The sequence below is a fragment of the Streptomyces sp. NPDC048473 genome, from assembly GCF_043200155.1.
GTDB lineage: Bacteria > Actinomycetota > Actinomycetes > Streptomycetales > Streptomycetaceae > Streptomyces.
This window is the reverse complement of the sequence record NZ_JBICXE010000043.1, coordinates 17,260-32,570: the sequence shown is the minus strand read 5'-3', so window position 1 is coordinate 32,570 and position 15,311 is coordinate 17,260. Positions and strand designations below refer to the sequence as shown.

Here is a 15,311-nt window from a genome sequence, read left to right as displayed (position 1 = left end):
CCGGTCGACGTGGACAATACTTTCGTCCGGATCGAGGCGTCAACGCACTCGTGTAAAGATCCTGTTACGCACACAGTGGGGGGCGAGATGGTGACGCTGGCAGACGTCGCACGCGCGGCGGGGGTGTCCAAGGCGACCGCGTCACGCGCGCTGAGCAGGCCCGACATGGTCGCGGCGGATACGCGCGAGCGGGTGCTGGCCGCCGCCGGAACCATGGGTTTCGAGTTCAACGCGAGCGCCCGGGCGCTGACCACCGGCCGGACCGGCCTGATCGGCGTTCTGGTCCCCAGCCTCGCCAACCCCTACTTCGCCCCGATCGTGACCGGCGTACAGCGTGCTCTGTCCCAGCACGGCGACAACATCCTGCTCGCCGTCTCCGAGGGTTCACAGAGCAGTGAGCACGAGCTGGCGGGGAAGCTCGCCTCACGCGTCGACGGACTCGTCTTCATAGCGCCGGTGAGCCCGGACTCGGCGATCAGGGGGTTCACTTCGAAGCTGCCGGTCGTCACCGTGGACCGCACCGTGCCCGCGGTGCCCGGCGTTCTGATCGACACCCCCGGCGGCGTCGCAGACATCATCACGCACCTGGCAGGCCTCGGTCACCGGGCCATCGCCTACGTGGGCGGCCCGGATGGCTCATGGATGGCCGAACGGCGTAACAGCGCGGTCGAAGAGGCCGCCCGCCGCAGCGGTGTCGACCTCACCGTGCTCGGTCCCGTCGCCCCCCGGATCGACGCGGGGCTGGCAGTCGCCGAGCGCATCGCCGCCGAACGGAGCGTCACCGCGGTGGTGGCGTACAGCAGTTACCTGCTGCTCGGCCTGCATCTGGGGCTGCGCGAAGCCGGTGTGCGGGTCCCCGAGGACATCAGTCTGGCTGCGTCGGACGACCTGACCGCGATCAGCACGGACCGGCCCGACACCACGGCGCTCCGGGTCCCGCTCGAAGAGTCGGGCATCGCGGCGGTCCGCCTGCTCCAGGAGGCGAACCCTCCCAAGCGCGCCCGACGGCTCCGCATCGCCACCGAGTTGATCGTCGGCGACTCCACCGCTCGCGCCACCAGTCCGAAGACCCGGGGGCCACGGCGGGTGGGACAGTTGCCGGGAACCAGTTCTTGACGTAGCCGGCAGGTGACATCGACGGCGAGGACGAGCCGGCCGTCGGCAGCCCGCGGGAGCGGCACCTCGGCCAGTACCCTCCGCAGCCTGCTGGCATCAATCCGTCCACGGGCCACCGCGGCGTAGAGGCCGCCATGGCCGCGGCGGTGTTCGCCCACCAACGACAGTGCACATGTTCAGACGAAGGCCGCTTTGGCGTACGGCGGTTACCGAACCGAGTGATCAAGTCAATCCGTGACCACCGAGGTGCTCAGGCCCTTGTCGTAGTGGTTGCGCGCGATCCGGATGCCTGAACTGCCATGGAAGACGAACAGCGGGGAGGCGTACGGCGGGTGATCCGCTCCGTCCAGCCGCCGGACAGTGTTGCCGGTAGAAGCGAACCCGCCGACGCTCTTCGCTGGCAACCCGCGCCTGTGTGATCACCCCTGCGTCGTCCCCGTCGGGTATCGGGGTCCGAGTAGGAACTGACCAGGAAACCGGTGTTACTGTCAGACGTTTTGACACCCCGTGATCCGGTCCCCCCTGCCGGAACGAAGACGACGCTGCCCGGGACGCTGAGGCGTCCCGGGCAGCGTGCTGAGCGGCAGCGGCAGGGCTACCGGGAGAGACGCAGGTCCCAGCCGTCGCCGGTGCGGACCAGGGCGGGGATGTACGTGGCGGGGGCGGGGCGGTCGGCCTCTTCCCACGGCCTCAGCCAGTCGCGCAGGACGGTCAGGGACGGGGAGATGCGCGCCGAGGGCATCCACGTACGCGACGAGGACATCGCCCGCCTGTCGCCGCTGAAGTTCGCCCACATCATCCACGACCGCTACAGCTTCGCCCTGCCCGCCGAGGTCCAGGGCGGACAGCTCCGCCCCACCCGCAAGCCCGAAACGGCCAGCACCACGATCTAGGAAGGCCCGGACGGCTCGTCCGACGCCTGGGCGAGCCGGTAGCGGACCTTCTCGTGCGACAGGCCCGCCTGGGCGCCGATCTGCCGCAGACCCCAGCCCTCCGCCTTCGCCGCGGCCATCCCGCCGTCCAGCGCCGCGTCCGTCACCTCGCCCAGCGCCTGCCGCAACTGGACGACCCGCCGCAGCCGGATCGCGGGCGCCAGCTCATCAAGACCGGCGCAGAACCGCGCCACGTCCGCCTTCAGGAAACCGATCGTCGGGTCATCGCTCATTCGCACACCCTGACGGCCCGGATCACGGCCTGTCAAAACTTCCGACAGCAACACCGGTTTCCTGGTCCGGTTCCTACTCGGACCCCGGTATCCGCTGCGCGGGCACCCCCGTCGGCAGCCTGCACCGGGCTCCGCCCCGAGGTGCGCCCGTTCAAGTTTACGGAGGGCTGCCCGTCCGGAAACCGATCCGCCAGCACGACGGGGTGGGGGTGGCCGTGCGGGGACGGGGCGCGGAAGGCGCAGGGCGGGCTGTGGGGGCCGTGGCCGGGTCGGGGTGCCACAAGCTCTCCACTCACACACCGCTGGATCGCCACACGCACACCACGCGGCCCGGCTGGTACTCGTACACGGGCCGCTGGTCCCCGGCCTGCCCCAGGACGAACGGGTACGCGGAGGCGACTGCGGCTGTGCTTTCCCAGCGGCGCGCGTTCTGCAAGGCAACACGGGCCAGGTCGGCGCCGCTCATCGTGCTGTCGCTCATGCGAGTACTCCTGTTCCGAGGAAGACTGCCATGTCGGCTGCGGCGTCCGCGCCGGTCAGATCATCAAGTCCGAGTTCAGCCTGGGTGGCGGAGTACGCGGCCATGCCTGCCGCGAGTCCTGCAAGAACGCAGCGGACGAGACTGGGGCTGGAAGCGCTGAAGCTGCCAGATGCGTCGGTCTGGTCCCACCCTTCGGCGGCCTCGAACTCTGTGGCAACGTGCTCGTCGGTGGCCTGCTTCGCCAGCCGGGCGCGGATGAATTCGGCGGGCCGGGCTGGGCGCCAGGTCAGCATCCAGGAGTGCAGCTCGGCCGCGATCGCGTCGGCATCCAGGCCCGCGTCGGTCAGCGGGCGCAGTACGAACTCCAGACGGCGCAGTCGCTCGCTCTGGGTCCAGTTGACGCGGGCCCGGACCTGTCGGGTGATCCAGATGCTGCGCTGCACTTGACGGGCCGTCCGGCGGGCACCGCCGCTATTACTGCTGGATTTTGCGGGGCGGGCGGACGTGGTGGAGCGGCTCGCGCGCCGACGCGATGTGTCTTTACTACCACTCTCGACATCAGCTTGAGGAGATCGGTGGTAAAGACCAAGAGAATGGGGCTCACGGCCCTGTGAGCAGGAGTTATCCACAGCTCGGTTATCCACAGGCTTCGCAGTGCTCTTCGCTGCCTCAGCGATCGCACGCTCACGGCCGACCTCGGTGACTCCGCAGACCCGGGCCTCGTAGCCGCCGCCAGCAAGCCGGTGACCCATCGCCGTGTCGAAGACTCGCGGGATCACCGCTCCGTACACAGTCGCCGTCGCCGTGTACCCGCCCTCACCGGGCAGCCGAAGATTGTGCCGTGAGCCGTGCACCAGCCAGACCAGCGCACCCAACTCCCGCAAGATTGCGACATGCCGCTTCACGGTCGCCCTGGACAGCCCCGTACGCCGCACGGTGCCATCCAGGTCGTACAGAGTGACCCCCCGCCGGTAATCCATCCGGCCCGCCAAGTCCTTCGCGACGGCCACCGTTGCCGGACCCGACCGTGGATGCAGGCCGGCGCTCACCAGCCACACCACCGACCGCAGCCACGCCCTCGGCTCCGCACGCCGCGATCGTGTGTGCAGGACGTCCTGGCCCGCGCCGAGCACCAGCGAGAAACCCAGCTCCGAAACAGTTCCTGCCTCGGAGCGTGGGGATGGGATCACGACAGCGGCCGACGCCGCCACGGTGCTCATCGAACACTCCGAAGCATCCCGCGCTGCGGAGCGCGCCAGCTCGTGGATAAGGGACGGGCAGGGTCGGCCGTGGCAACCGGCGGCGGTGCGAGAAGGAGGGAGGGCCGAGAGGGAATCGGGAAGGGGACGGACATGCCTTCCCCAAGTACGAACGAAGCCCGCAATGTGACAGCGCTACTCCGGGAATCTTCCAGCCGAGCAGCGCATTCTCGACGTACCGGACGTGCATCTTGCGTCACATGGGGCACCACGGGCCCGCAAACCAGGATCATCCGGGCATGTGCAGGCTGGCGAAAGACAGATCGGTAGTGCAAAATGGCAATCGCCTCCTTCTCGTAGGGAGGGCATGACGAAGCCCTCGTTGTCTTCGTCTGGTTCTGGGAGAACCGAGATTGAACCGTTCGGGCCGGCTGGCACCGGGTCGAACAGCTCCTCCGGAACGGCCCTGGCAGGCCGGAATCGGAGATCAGATGGGGCGCCGAGCCGAGGTGAGTGGCATCACCGCGAGGTCGGGCCCCGGGCGGCTAGAAGTTCTGCGATGCAGGCGCCGCCCTCAGATTCACGTCATCTCGCCCCCCGCAGGGGGAGAGGTGTATCCGCGCCCGGACCGGCGCGGAAGCATGGAAAAGGCACCCGCTCGCCGGAGCGACGCGCAGGTCATCGCTACTACGGCAGTGGGTGCCTTGTGTGTCTGGCAGAGGGTACGGGTACCCTGAGTCATGTCGAGACCTTCGTCAGTAAGGGTCTGCGGCCGTGCCCCGGAGTGCAGCCTCGCGGGGCTTAGCTATGTCTGTATTGATCTTATCCACAGACACACTACTCCCCGCACGGAATGTAACGACTCCCTGTTACCAACCGTGTCGCTCTTCCCCCGCACGTTCTTGACGCATCGCCAGCTCGAAATCGCCCTGACCCACCCTGCCCCTTCGGCGCAGCCCGGGAGTCCGGACCGTCATGATGGGCAGCATGCACGCGACGCTGACTGATCCCCTGGACGTGGAGACCTTTGCCAAGCCGGTGCAGCAGCACCGCTTCGCCACAGCGATGGAACGGATCGCTGCCGGCCGGGCACCTGACGCTCCCGTGCGTATCTACATCAGTGCAGCACCCAGGACGATGAACAGCCCGAAGTGGGACAGCTGGCTTACGCAGATCACCGAGCAACTGCCTGACGGCGTCGAAATCCTCCACTACCGCAGCGTCTTCACCGACGACCGCCCATACGACTGGGACAGCGTCGTCGAAGGGATTGACGGCCTTGTGGTCGTGGGCAAGCAGAAGAGGGCTGGTAGCCGCGTCTACCTTCTCGGGCCCATCGCCCGACTCGAATTGCGCTCGCTCGTCGCACGACAACCCGTGCTGCTCTACGGACACAACCTCGGGCTCATCCCAGTCATCGACTGCCGGAGCCAGATCCTTGCTCCGGAAGATGCTCCGCGCCTGAAGCTCATCGCGCCGAAGAGGTGGCAACGGGACATTCCGACGCTCAAGGCCGCGCTCAACGCGCTCACCCCAGCCGGCGAGGGAGTCAAAACGGAGAAGACGAACGATTGCGCTCTCCTGCACCTTGCCCATCCGTTCGCTGCTGCACCTCCTCGATGTGACAACATCCGCTGAAGGGGCGTCGGCGTCCGGTCACGGAGTTCTGCCCTGTTCCGTCAGAGTGCGGTGTCGTAGTAGCAGGCGAGCACGGCCTCGGCACCTGATCCCTGGGCGGTGGCTGCGCGCTGATAGCGCGCCGACCGTAGGTCCCCGGCGATCCGAATGCGCTGGTGCTGGCGGTCGGTTGGACAGTAACCGTCCTCGCTCAAAGTGAGCCCTTCCAGGGCAGCCGGCTTGTTGCCCAGGTTATTCAGCACCGTGGTGGCTGCGTACCTCGTTTGCAGCCCGTCGCGGTCTTTGACTTCCACCGTCCAGCCGTCACCGTGGGCGGGCCGGGTGACGGTGACGTGGGAGACGGGGAGCATGCGTACGCGGTCATCGCCCGCGACTTCGGCGGTCTTGTACTCATCCGTCGGCGGGCAGAGAACGTACAGCGTCGTCGTTGCCTTCGGTTGGGCACGCAGCCAGGTCTCTAGCTGGCGATCCGCCCCGAGTACGTACGTGCGGCCCGTGAGGCTGTCCGGCGCGGCGGCGCGGCGGCGCGGCGACATCGTTGGGGGCGGTTACCCAGGCAGCTTCAGATGGCTCGGACAAGCCATTGCGGTGGCAACCATGATCGTCTGAGCAGTCAGCACTCGGCTGTCGTCCAGGGCGAGTTCGGCCCGGTCGTCGCGTTTGGCTACCGAGAGCTGCACCACCGGCGGCACCATAGCCCGCCTGAAGGACATCGCCGGCGTAACCGTCGACGACAAGACGGTGAAGGTCCTCGATGACCTGGCCAAGTCCCGCAACGCCCTGCAGCACTACGGCCTCACCGACAACTCCCGCGCTGTCGAAGCACGCGCGGCCAAGGTCCTCGACTTCGGGTAGCCGCCGCACCGCAGGAGCGCTGCTTCTACTGCGGCATGGAGTTCGACGAACTGCGTGCGTGCAGCGACTGCGAGGCCCCGTACACCCCAGGAGACGGGGATCTCGGCATGTGCACAGAATGCCTCGCCTCCCGGATCGCCAGGTTCTGATGGCGCAGGAAGAGGAAGGGGAGTCGAATGACTGCGGCGGCCACCGAGGCGGCCGAAGGGCCTGAAGGGGCCGAAATCGGGGAGGTGGTCGACGCCGAACTGGTCGACGACGACGCGCCTGTGCGCCTGCTGCCCGCCGCCGTCGCCAAGGCCGTTCCCGCGTACCGCATCACCCGGCACACACTGCTCATCGAAGGGGAGCTGCCGCCGCGTTGACGTGCAACCCGCCTTCACCGAGTGGGACTTCACCGTGCCGGCCTCCGCCAAGCGCCGGGCCAAGGAGCGCAGCGCGCGGAACACCCGCGTCAACCGTGACACCACGCGAGACCGCTTCGAGGAGTGGTGCGTGCAAGAGGGGCGGATCGCCCGGCCGGCCACCACCACGGCGGCGAACGTCGTCGCCTGCTTCGACCACCTGATGGAGAGCAGCAAGAAGGACGGAAGCCAGTACAGCCCGGACAGGCTGCTCGCCTACCTCTCCCGCACCGTGACCTGGTACCCCGCGGGCGAGCGGTCCGACGGCTCACTCGTCCGGCAGATGATCGAGGACTAGCGCCTGGAGGAGTACATCGCGGCCGGCGGAGAGCGGGACCAGGCCGCGGGCCTCACCCTCTTCTACCTGGTCCAGGTACTCGACAAGATCGACGAGATCGTGAAGAAGCGCGCGGCCGCCGCCTGGGTGACGTACATCAATGGCCTGAAGGGGACGAGCCACTTCCTGCGTGCCGGCCCAACACCGACGTGAAGCGCGCCAAGGTGCCCCTCGCCGACCGGCGCGAGGCGGGCGACTGGGGCGAGAAGTCTCCGCTGGCTGACTCCCGCTACAACCGGCCGGACGACACCGTGGATGCCTCCGAGACCGATCCACTGGACGCTGTGCCGCTCTTCGGCAAGTTCAAGGAGGACCCCGCTTCACCATAAAGGCCCAGGTCAGAGCCATTCTTCGAAGCGGGTAGCCAGAACAGTATGCCCAGCGGCATACTCGAACCATGGCAGACACCAGCGTCAAGATCGACGACATCACCAGGGACAGGCTCAAAGCCCTGGCCGACGGGGCGGGTATGTCCATGAAGGACTACCTCGCCAAGGTGGCCGCGGAGAAGGAGCACGAGAAGCTGCTCGACACCGCGACGGCCGCGTTCCGCCGCGCCATCGGCGAGCCCGGCGTCCTGGACCGTTTCGACGCCGACTTCGGCGGGCTCCCGCAAGCGGCCGCGCACGAGATCCCGCGGGCGGCCTGAACCTGTGGAATTGCTCGTCGACTACCGATGGCTTCTGGCCCGCCAGGAAGACATCCTCCGCACCGACCTCACCGTCAACGACCTGTCCATCCTCGTCGGCATGGCGGCTCGCCACCGAGTAGACCCGCCGCGGCTTGACCAAAACCACCCGGATGCCTTCTGGCGGGCCGCCGTGTTCCTGGAGGAGTGCGTACTGCTGCGCCCCCTCCCCGCCCGCAACGAGGCTTACGGGTACGGCGTCGCCATCGCCTACCTGCAGGCCTCCGGCGAACCCGTCGACACCACGTACGAGCCGTGGCGTGACCTGATCAACGACATCCGAGCCCTGCGCCTGGACTCATACGGCATCTCCGATCGTCTGAGGTCCTGGCGCGCTCCCTGACCATCCGCCGATCAGGAGGCGCCTCTCTCCCCCTGTGAGCGCAGGGGTCGGTGCCACCTGGCTGGGGGCGTTTGCAGGATCTGCGAAATGAGAGATTCTCATGGAACATCTTTTGCAGCACCCGGCAGGCATCGGAGCTGGGGAGCCCCTTGAGCTGGCCACTCGTCCACCGGCGGTATTGCGTCTTGCCGACCGTGGGGTTATGCGGCCCTCGGCCGATAACCTTGTCCGCGGCCTTCGCGAACTCGATCTCGAAGATCGTCCACGTCCACTTTCGCTGATCAATCAGGACTTTGAGTAGCGTCCTCGGCTTGATCACTTCGGCCCCCAGGTCTCTGAGCGTTGTCCTCAACCAGTCGTCGGCGGAACCCTCATGAGAAGGGGATACCGCGCGCCGTCGACAAGACAACAGGTCGTGGGCAAAAGGCACTTAGAAGCTACCCCGAGGCCACGTCTGTCGCCCAGAAGTGTCCCGAGAAGCCACCCGCAGGCCATGGTGAAGCCACCCCGGCCGGGAGGACTCTGATCACCCACCACCACTGCTGAGTGCGCTGATCCGAACACATCCCGAGGTGGCAGGAGTGAGAGTCATGCATCCGAGACACGCTGAGCCGGCGACGCCGGTCTCTTCCCTCACGGGGAATTTGCCGGTCGCCGTGGAGTGGTCGAGGACGTTTGATCTCTTACCCTCAGCATCTCAGTTGGCCCGTCTGCACACGCGGACGCTGCTGACGATGTTCAAGTGGGCGGGGAATGTCGAGGGCGCAACAACCGTCGTGGGAATCCTCGTTGACAACGCGAGGGTCCACGCCGACCCGGGCCCGACGGCAGAGGACCGACAGGTGCGGCTCAGGCAGTGCCCGCATCTTCAGAGGGGCTACAACGCCCTGATGGTGCGCAGCGCCCCCCTCTACGGAGTCATTGGGACGGCGTACGAGTGGACCGCCCAGGGGATCAAAGCGCTGGCGGGTGACGACGTGCCCGTGCCGTATCGAGACCCGACCCTGAAGTGGTTCCTCGCCTCGCAACTTGTCCGCACATTGACGGACTTCACGGTCGTCGACCTGGACGACCTCACGACGCTCGACTCGATTGCTTGAACGTCCTGGAAGGGCCATGTCCCGTCGCGTGTACCAGGTGGCAGTCTTCCTAGCTGCCATCGCCTTCATCATCACCGCCGCCGAGCGGGTGCCTCGCCGTTCTGGCTGATCAATTTCCGGCCCTCCCCCGGCGCCCAAGGGGTTCGGCGGGCAGGCCGGGCTCCAATGTCCCGGCCGCGCAGCTTCCCCTCCCCGTTGCTCGGCGCCGGGTCTCCCCTTGATCCGACTACCTGAAGGACACACCTTGTGGACGTAGCACTCCCCGCCTTCGTCAGGCAGCTGATCGACCGGGCCCGAGAACTGGACGACGTGCCCAAGATCCTCGCGGCGGACACCGGTGGCTGGCTCGTGCCGTGGATGGCCTGCCTCGCCCGCATGACGGAGCAGGGCATTCCTGGCCCGCCCACTGGCGCGTTCCTGGCTCACGGGTAGGCCCACCTTCCGCTTCCGGCCCGTGATGGGCGCGGAATCTACCTGCGCTTGGCCTTTCGGACTGGGATGACGCCGTGGCCGGTCGCCGCTGCATCGGTCGTCCTCACGCTTGCTGGAACCGTCGCTCTGGAGATGTACGGGGCGTTATGCCAGTTTTGCCGGACTCGGTGAAAGTGTGGGAAAACTACGTGCCCCCACGCTAAGGCCGCAGGTCGCTTGGTCTGCTCCGCGCACCCGCGGGGATGGTCCCACGACGGGCGGGTGTACGGGGTGTAGTGGTCGCCCGCATGCCCAGGCTTCCGAGTGCAGCGCGCCAGAGTCTTCGGCTCCATGTCCCAGCAGTAGCAGGGGACCTTATCCGTCGAGTCCGTCTTCATCGGGTCCTTTCGCCAGGCACGGTCGAGCTGCATCTTCGTAGGACAGGGAGCCCCAGTGCGGCAGGTGGTGCAGGTCGTGGTGTGGCCGAGGAGCGCCTTGTACGCGGCATCGTCGGCGACCGCTGGTGTTCGCGTCGGTGCGTAACAGCTCATTGCCCTGCCTCCGAGCGCGGGCTGGCCGCGTCTTCGAGCGCGGCCTGTAACGCCGCGGCTTCCGTCGTCCACACCTCGGCAGCCGGGCAGACGCGCCAGTGCGGACCGGGGCCCTGAGTGCGCCTGTTCGGAGGGATGACCAGATGGGCCTCTTCATCGAGAACGCGGGTGCCGGCCACGTCCCACCCGGTGGCGTCGCCCGGGGGGATGAACCAGTACAGCGCGGCCGAGAGCGGGTCTTCGAGGACGGCCCCGGATCGGGCCCCGAGAATGGCGAGGGCGTCGAGGCCGACGCTGCGCGGCACTCGGATCGCATCCCACGCGTGGCCGGCCTCTTCGAGGCGGCAGTTTCCTATGGTGCGGATGCTGGGTGGGCTCATTGCTGCGGCTCCTCGGGCACCGTGTTGGGCGGTGCGCCAAGACTGACCCTTGCCAGGGTGCACATCGAGGACTTTCAGAGGTCTTTTCGCGACACCAAAGAGGGCTTTCATACCGTCGTACGGGTGATGACTAGCCAGCGAAAGGGCTTGCTGTGACACTGACTTGAGATCCAGTCACGGAGGTTCCGCATGTCGCAGCCCGCAAGCAACGTACGTTTGAGGTCAGCCCGTCACGCTGCGGGCTACCGCTCCCAGCAGGAGTTGGCCTCCGCGCTCGGTGTCGGGGTCCGGCAGATCCGGCGCTGGGAGTCCGAGAATCCGCCGTGGCCGCACCCGGACTTGCAGCAGGCTCTCACCGAGTTGCTCGGGCAGGACATGGAAGCGCTGGGGTTTACCCCTCCGGCTGGCCGCGACCGACCGGACCCGGTACGGCGGACTCTGGTGGGTGCGACCGTTGCTGCTGTCGGCCTCGCGGCTGTGCCGATGCAGTCCGCAGCCGCCATGCAGCCCGCTTCCGTTGCAGCGGACTTCGAGGCCGTGACACGGTCGCACCGGCGCCTGTACTGGTCCGTCGCTCCGGCCACCCTGCACCCTGCGGCTGTCGCCCACGCCGCTCTTGGGTGTGCGCTGCTGACCGAGACGAGCGGGCGGACCCGTCGCACCGTGGCCTCGGCGCTGGCCGAGTCGTACCTGCTGGCCGCGCGCATTAAGTTCTTCGACCTGCGCGACGGAGACCAGGCAGGCAAGACCCTCCTGCTTGCCCTTCAGGCTGCTGGCCAGGCAGATGATCCGCTGCTCGGTAGCGCGATTCTTGCCCACTCGGCCTTCATCCCGGCGTGGGCTGGCGAGCGGGATGCGGCGGTGGAGCGGATGGTGGCCGCCCGTACCTACGCCCGCCGCGGTCCTGCCTCGGCCGAACTGTGGGCGTGGCTGGATGCGGTGGAGGCTGAGTGCGAGACGAGGTGCGGGAACACGAGGACGGCCCTGCACCTGATCGGGCACGCCGAGGACATCCTGGCCTCAGGCACCGAGCATCCAAGTCCGGCCTGGATGGACTGGTTCAGCGCAGTCCGTCTGGCCGCGTTCAAGGGGAACACCCAGCTGAAGGCGGGCCATCTGCCCCAGGCGCGGACAACACTCCTCGGGGTCCTCGACGACCTGCCGACCACTGAGGACAAGCAGCGGACCGTCGTCTACGGCGACCTCGCCGCAGTCGAGGCGGCGGCCGGGAACCCGGAAGCAGCCTGCGAGTACGGTCGCCGGGCGCTGGATCAGCTGGAGGTCACCTGGTACGCGATGGGCATGGACCGGGTACGGGAGGTGCGGCGCGTCCTGGCCCCCCACCAGCACAAGCAGTGTGTGCGGGACCTGGACGAGCGGCTGTACGGGTGGTCGACGACGGTCAGCGCCCTCGCTCGTTGAACTTCGTGATCTGCTCCGGTAGCTCGAGGAGCGACTCGACGCGGAACGTCGGCAGGTCGCGAGCCTCGGCGGTGTTCCACTGGATGGTGCCCCACGGCCCACGGTTGATGAGCGCAGTGTGCATCCCTGCGGCCACTGCGGGGCGCAGGTCGTTGTCGATGCGGTCGCCGACGTACAGAATCTCGTCGGGCTCGTGCGGGACGACCTCGGCGACCCGTACGAAGAACTCTGGATCCGGCTTCGACGCGCCCCAGTCGTCCGAGGTGCCGATCAGGTCGACATCGTCGGTGAAGAGGTCCCGCAGGATCCGGCCGGCGCGGACAGTCTGATTGCCCGCGATGCCGAGCCACAGCCCAGCGGCTCGAAGCTGCGCCAGAGCGGGCCGAACGTCCGCGTACAGGTCGGTCTCGTCGAAGTGCTCGGCCTGCCCGGCCTGCGCGCGCTTCTCCCGCTCGGCGTACAGATCGAACCCGGGCTGGAACTCCTGGAACGTCTCCCGGTAGTCCCGCCCCTGGGCAATGACGGCGCCGAACATAGCGGCGAACGTGTGCCGCGGTACGCCGAGCCAGTCGGCCCAGGTACCGTACTCGCGGGTCTCGTCCACCAGGCACTCACCGACATCGAACACCACTGCGCGAATCATGGGACGCATCCTATGCGTGCGTGGGGACACCGTGGCCAGTCCTGTGGACCGAAGCTGCCCAAGAAAACTGCGGACGAGGAGTCCTCTCCGCGCGAGCGGAGGTGGGCCGGGGCCGCACTTCTGGCGTGGACGGGGCTGGTGTCCGCTCCGCGTGAGCGGAGCTGAGCTGTGGTCCCTGAAGGTCGCTACTCCCCCGCCCCATATCCGGTGCTGTGTGCGAAGCGCTGGGGTGGGCTGGACGGTGGTCGTGCTGACTGGAAGCCTGATCCAACGCGAGCGGGGTCCGCATCCCGGCCGGTCCGGTGATCAATTGGTCAAGGTTCGCTGAGATCGGTCCAACTTCGTTGAGGCAGACAACAGCCGGTGTGCGGAACCGGGAAAACCTCACTTCCCGTCGGAAAAGCGACTCGCAGAATGGTGCCGTACGCGGCCTATCTCGGCGCAGCCGGTATGACGCGATACCGAAGCCGCTCCCAGGCCGCCAGGGCGGCGCACAGCCGGTTTAGCCCCCTGAGTAAGGTGCTGAACACGGCATATGGGTGAAGCGATTCCCCTTGTGGCCGGATTGCCAGGACCCGGTAACCCGACCGCAAGTGTCACTCCCCCATTGAGGGGCGATACATGCCCTATATGGCGTGCTAGCCGTACCACTATGTATTGCCTCATATGCGGCTTTCAGCGTCGTGCACGCAATGGCGCCGGATGCGGTGTCAGCCTCTGCGTCCAACCGGGTGGACACCGACACCGCAGCACTTCACGACGCGTGTGTCCTGCGTGAGAGCACTCGCGACACCCGTACCGTCGATGATCACATGATGTCCATTTTATGACTGGAGGTGATCCCTGTGCCCTTCGCTGTCCACTCGCTCCCGGCCATTGATCTGATCGAGGTGAAACGTGCAGTGCGGCGGCGCCTTCAGCTCATGTCGGAGGGTGTGCACCGGGCCAAGGTATTCGTGGTTGTCAATGGCAAGGGCGGCGTCGGCAAGAGTTCCCTGTCTGCAGCCCTGGGTGCGGCCTGGTCCGGCATCGGGCTGCGGGTCCTGCTCATGGAGATGGATGAGCAGGGCAACAACGGCGAGGACCTCGGGACTACCGGAACCGTGCTCGCTGACGACGGCCAGGCTCAGGCCGCCGCAATCCTCGACGGTAAGCCACTGACTCCGACCGGCGAGGCACGACCAGGTCTGTTTGTCGTGCCGGGCGGAGCTGTTCTTGAGGACGTCATCGAAGAGCTGTACTGCCAGCGCCGCCTTGCCTCGCGCTGCGACAGTCCTGAGGACCAGAACGCCTGGATGGGCATGTACGCCGCAGCGATCGACGCCGTCCGCGACGACTACGACGTGATCATCCTGGACGTAGCCCCCGGGTCGGAACCCCTGCAGCTCCAAGCACTCGCAGCTGGCGACTTGGTCCTCGTCCCCTCCAAGTCCGACCCTTCCTCGCGCAAGGGACTGCGCACCGTGGCCAGACGCTTCGGTCAAGCTCGCGTCCTCAACCCGATGCTGCGCCTGCTCGGTGTCGTCATTTTCGCCACCAACGCGAGCGCTACCAATGTCCAGGCCAAGATCAAGGAGCAACTGGAGGAGGATCTCAACGGGGCTGCCCCTGTCTTTGGCCAGACCATCCGCCACGTCGAGGCGGCGGCAGTGGCGTGCCGGATGGCCGGCCGTGTCGCCCACGAGATGAGGGTCAGCAAGTCGATTGAACCCAGTCTTCGGCGTTCGGTAAAGGCGCTCGCGGGGGACTACCAGTCGCTGGCCATCGAGATCATGCAGGCGAAGATCGCGCTTGACCGCAGTGCCGGAACGGAGAATGAGGCGGCATGACCGATTCCACCAGAACGCCCAGGAAGCGGGGTGGGCTTCCCGACGACGACGGCCTGAAGGCCTTCGCGTCGGCGGCCAGCAGCGCCTTCCAAGCCCCTCCCATCCGGCGACAGGCCCCCACCCCGGATGCACACTCTCCTGAGGCAGCCCCCGCTCCGGCACCGGCCAGTGCAAACGCTGTTGAGCCCAAGCACGTCCTGACCGCCGTTGCCAACCCAGGTTCACGCTCCACGGAACCGGCGGTCGTCGTCGAGGTGCAGGTACCGCGGCTGGGGGAGAGGGGGCAAGAGGCCGGCCAGTGCACGATTATGGTGAGTTCCGACGTGCGGAGGCGGTTCGCGCACTATCAGCTCACGCAGAAGATGACGACCGGTCATGAACCGACGAACGCTGTGGTGGTGCGTCGCGCTGTGCTCCACGCCAAGAAGCACGACTTGTTCGATTCCCTGCGGGAGGCTCTGCGCCACCGGAGACAGCCTGTGCAGGAGGAGGACAGCGACCCGGATGGCCTGTTCGGCGAGGTGCCGGCCCGGCGTACGGCCCGGGGATCGGTCAAGGACAGCCGTCAGCAGAGCTTCCGTCCCTCCAGCCGCGAGCTGGCGGTCATCGACGCCCTCGCCTCGGCGTACGCGTTCCCGAACCGGTCCGATTTCCTCAACAGCGCTCTGGATGCCTTCCTTCCGCCGTTGTCCGATACCGGCCCACGCAGGAGAACGTCCGGGCAGGCATAGAGAGAATGGGGCGGCTCC

The 15,311-nt window shown here is 67.2% G+C and carries 22 protein-coding genes and 1 pseudogene; 14 read left to right on the top strand and 9 right to left on the bottom strand.

All coding sequences use genetic code 11. The features are described from left to right. The first annotated feature begins 87 nt into the window (after positions 1–87). Complete coding sequence (locus ACGFU7_RS39335) at positions 88–1,116, top strand: LacI family DNA-binding transcriptional regulator (protein WP_393702661.1); 1,029 nt, start codon at positions 88–90, stop codon at positions 1,114–1,116. Here the strand turns inward: ACGFU7_RS39335 and ACGFU7_RS39330 are convergent. The 3 genes and pseudogenes from ACGFU7_RS39330 to ACGFU7_RS39320 all read right to left on the bottom strand — a co-directional run. Further along, positions 1,110–1,283, bottom strand: a pseudogene (locus ACGFU7_RS39330) (transposase); the annotation flags it as partial. The gene ACGFU7_RS39335 and the pseudogene ACGFU7_RS39330 overlap by 7 nt on opposite strands. Before the next feature lie 60 nt (positions 1,284–1,343). Next, on the bottom strand, positions 1,344–1,520 hold the full coding sequence (locus ACGFU7_RS39325) for a hypothetical protein (protein ID WP_393702659.1): 177 nt from the start codon (positions 1,518–1,520) through the stop codon (positions 1,344–1,346). Positions 1,521–1,711: 191 nt separating this feature from the next. After that, positions 1,712–1,858: a hypothetical protein gene (locus ACGFU7_RS39320; RefSeq protein WP_393702657.1), complete on the bottom strand. Its 147-nt coding sequence runs from the start codon at positions 1,856–1,858 to the stop codon at positions 1,712–1,714. On the opposite strand from ACGFU7_RS39320, the gene ACGFU7_RS39315 reads away from it, so the two are divergent. Next, complete coding sequence (locus tag ACGFU7_RS39315) at positions 1,842–2,009, top strand: hypothetical protein (protein ID WP_393702656.1); 168 nt, start codon at positions 1,842–1,844, stop codon at positions 2,007–2,009. The two genes, ACGFU7_RS39320 and ACGFU7_RS39315, sit on opposite strands and share 17 nt — an antisense overlap. On the opposite strand, the gene ACGFU7_RS39310 is transcribed toward ACGFU7_RS39315, so the two are convergent. From ACGFU7_RS39310 to ACGFU7_RS39300, 3 genes are all read right to left on the bottom strand, one after another. Then, positions 2,006–2,281, bottom strand: coding sequence for a hypothetical protein (locus ACGFU7_RS39310; RefSeq protein WP_393702654.1), 276 nt, complete (start codon positions 2,279–2,281; stop codon positions 2,006–2,008). The two genes, ACGFU7_RS39315 and ACGFU7_RS39310, sit on opposite strands and share 4 nt — an antisense overlap. 292 nt (positions 2,282–2,573) lie before the next feature. Next, a complete protein-coding gene (locus ACGFU7_RS39305) occupies positions 2,574–2,762 on the bottom strand; it encodes a hypothetical protein (RefSeq protein WP_393702652.1) in 189 nt (62 codons plus the stop codon). Further along, a complete protein-coding gene (locus tag ACGFU7_RS39300) occupies positions 2,759–3,982 on the bottom strand; it encodes a cell wall protein (RefSeq protein WP_393702651.1) in 1,224 nt (407 codons plus the stop codon). Before ACGFU7_RS39300 ends, ACGFU7_RS39305 begins: the two co-directional genes overlap by 4 nt. 966 nt (positions 3,983–4,948) lie before the next feature. Here ACGFU7_RS39300 and ACGFU7_RS39295 point away from each other — a divergent pair. Next, positions 4,949–5,599, top strand: a complete 651-nt coding sequence (locus ACGFU7_RS39295) for a hypothetical protein (protein WP_393702649.1) — start codon at positions 4,949–4,951, stop codon at positions 5,597–5,599. A gap of 41 nt (positions 5,600–5,640) precedes the next feature. On the opposite strand, the gene ACGFU7_RS39290 is transcribed toward ACGFU7_RS39295, so the two are convergent. Further along, on the bottom strand, positions 5,641–6,135 hold the full coding sequence (locus tag ACGFU7_RS39290; protein ID WP_393702647.1) for a hypothetical protein: 495 nt from the start codon (positions 6,133–6,135) through the stop codon (positions 5,641–5,643). A 124-nt stretch (positions 6,136–6,259) separates the two neighbouring features. Between ACGFU7_RS39290 and ACGFU7_RS39285 the strand changes: the two genes are divergently transcribed. The 8 genes from ACGFU7_RS39285 (at position 6,260) to ACGFU7_RS39250 (ending at position 9,758) form a co-directional block, all read left to right on the top strand. Beyond that, the gene (locus ACGFU7_RS39285; protein WP_393702645.1) at positions 6,260–6,454 is read left to right on the top strand and encodes a hypothetical protein; all 195 of its coding nucleotides are present in this window, start codon (positions 6,260–6,262) and stop codon (positions 6,452–6,454) included. 176 nt (positions 6,455–6,630) lie between these two features. Continuing rightward, entirely contained in the window at positions 6,631–6,819 is a 189-nt protein-coding gene (locus tag ACGFU7_RS39280; protein ID WP_393702643.1) for a hypothetical protein, read from the top strand. A 1-nt stretch (position 6,820) separates the two neighbouring features. After that, a complete protein-coding gene (locus tag ACGFU7_RS39275) occupies positions 6,821–7,156 on the top strand; it encodes a hypothetical protein (RefSeq protein WP_393702642.1) in 336 nt (111 codons plus the stop codon). A gap of 188 nt (positions 7,157–7,344) precedes the next feature. Further along, entirely contained in the window at positions 7,345–7,524 is a 180-nt protein-coding gene (locus tag ACGFU7_RS39270; RefSeq protein ID WP_393702640.1) for a hypothetical protein, read from the top strand. A 68-nt stretch (positions 7,525–7,592) separates the two neighbouring features. After that, positions 7,593–7,844 (top strand): antitoxin MazE7, encoded by a 252-nt coding sequence (locus ACGFU7_RS39265; protein ID WP_393702638.1) that lies wholly within the window; start codon positions 7,593–7,595, stop codon positions 7,842–7,844. 4 nt (positions 7,845–7,848) lie between these two features. Further along, a complete protein-coding gene (locus ACGFU7_RS39260) occupies positions 7,849–8,226 on the top strand; it encodes a toxin Doc (protein WP_393702636.1) in 378 nt (125 codons plus the stop codon). Between the two features lie 590 nt (positions 8,227–8,816). Then, positions 8,817–9,326, top strand: a complete 510-nt coding sequence (locus ACGFU7_RS39255) for a hypothetical protein (RefSeq protein ID WP_393702634.1) — start codon at positions 8,817–8,819, stop codon at positions 9,324–9,326. A 246-nt stretch (positions 9,327–9,572) separates the two neighbouring features. Then, complete coding sequence (locus ACGFU7_RS39250; protein ID WP_393702632.1) at positions 9,573–9,758, top strand: hypothetical protein; 186 nt, start codon at positions 9,573–9,575, stop codon at positions 9,756–9,758. 526 nt (positions 9,759–10,284) lie between these two features. Here ACGFU7_RS39250 and ACGFU7_RS39245 read toward each other — a convergent pair. Next, on the bottom strand, positions 10,285–10,668 hold the full coding sequence (locus ACGFU7_RS39245; protein ID WP_393702630.1) for a hypothetical protein: 384 nt from the start codon (positions 10,666–10,668) through the stop codon (positions 10,285–10,287). A gap of 189 nt (positions 10,669–10,857) precedes the next feature. Here ACGFU7_RS39245 and ACGFU7_RS39240 point away from each other — a divergent pair, with 189 nt between their 5' ends. Continuing rightward, positions 10,858–12,090, top strand: coding sequence for a helix-turn-helix transcriptional regulator (locus tag ACGFU7_RS39240; RefSeq protein ID WP_393702629.1), 1,233 nt, complete (start codon positions 10,858–10,860; stop codon positions 12,088–12,090). On the opposite strand, the gene ACGFU7_RS39235 is transcribed toward ACGFU7_RS39240, so the two are convergent. Further along, positions 12,071–12,733 (bottom strand): HAD family hydrolase, encoded by a 663-nt coding sequence (locus ACGFU7_RS39235; RefSeq protein ID WP_393702628.1) that lies wholly within the window; start codon positions 12,731–12,733, stop codon positions 12,071–12,073. The two genes, ACGFU7_RS39240 and ACGFU7_RS39235, sit on opposite strands and share 20 nt — an antisense overlap. A gap of 845 nt (positions 12,734–13,578) precedes the next feature. Here ACGFU7_RS39235 and ACGFU7_RS39230 point away from each other — a divergent pair. Further along, positions 13,579–14,562 carry a ParA family protein gene (locus ACGFU7_RS39230; RefSeq protein ID WP_393702626.1) on the top strand — a complete coding sequence of 328 codons (984 nt, stop codon included), beginning with the start codon at positions 13,579–13,581 and terminating at the stop codon, positions 14,560–14,562. Further along, complete coding sequence (locus ACGFU7_RS39225; protein ID WP_393702624.1) at positions 14,559–15,293, top strand: hypothetical protein; 735 nt, start codon at positions 14,559–14,561, stop codon at positions 15,291–15,293. Before ACGFU7_RS39230 ends, ACGFU7_RS39225 begins: the two co-directional genes overlap by 4 nt. Positions 15,294–15,311 lie beyond the last annotated feature (18 nt).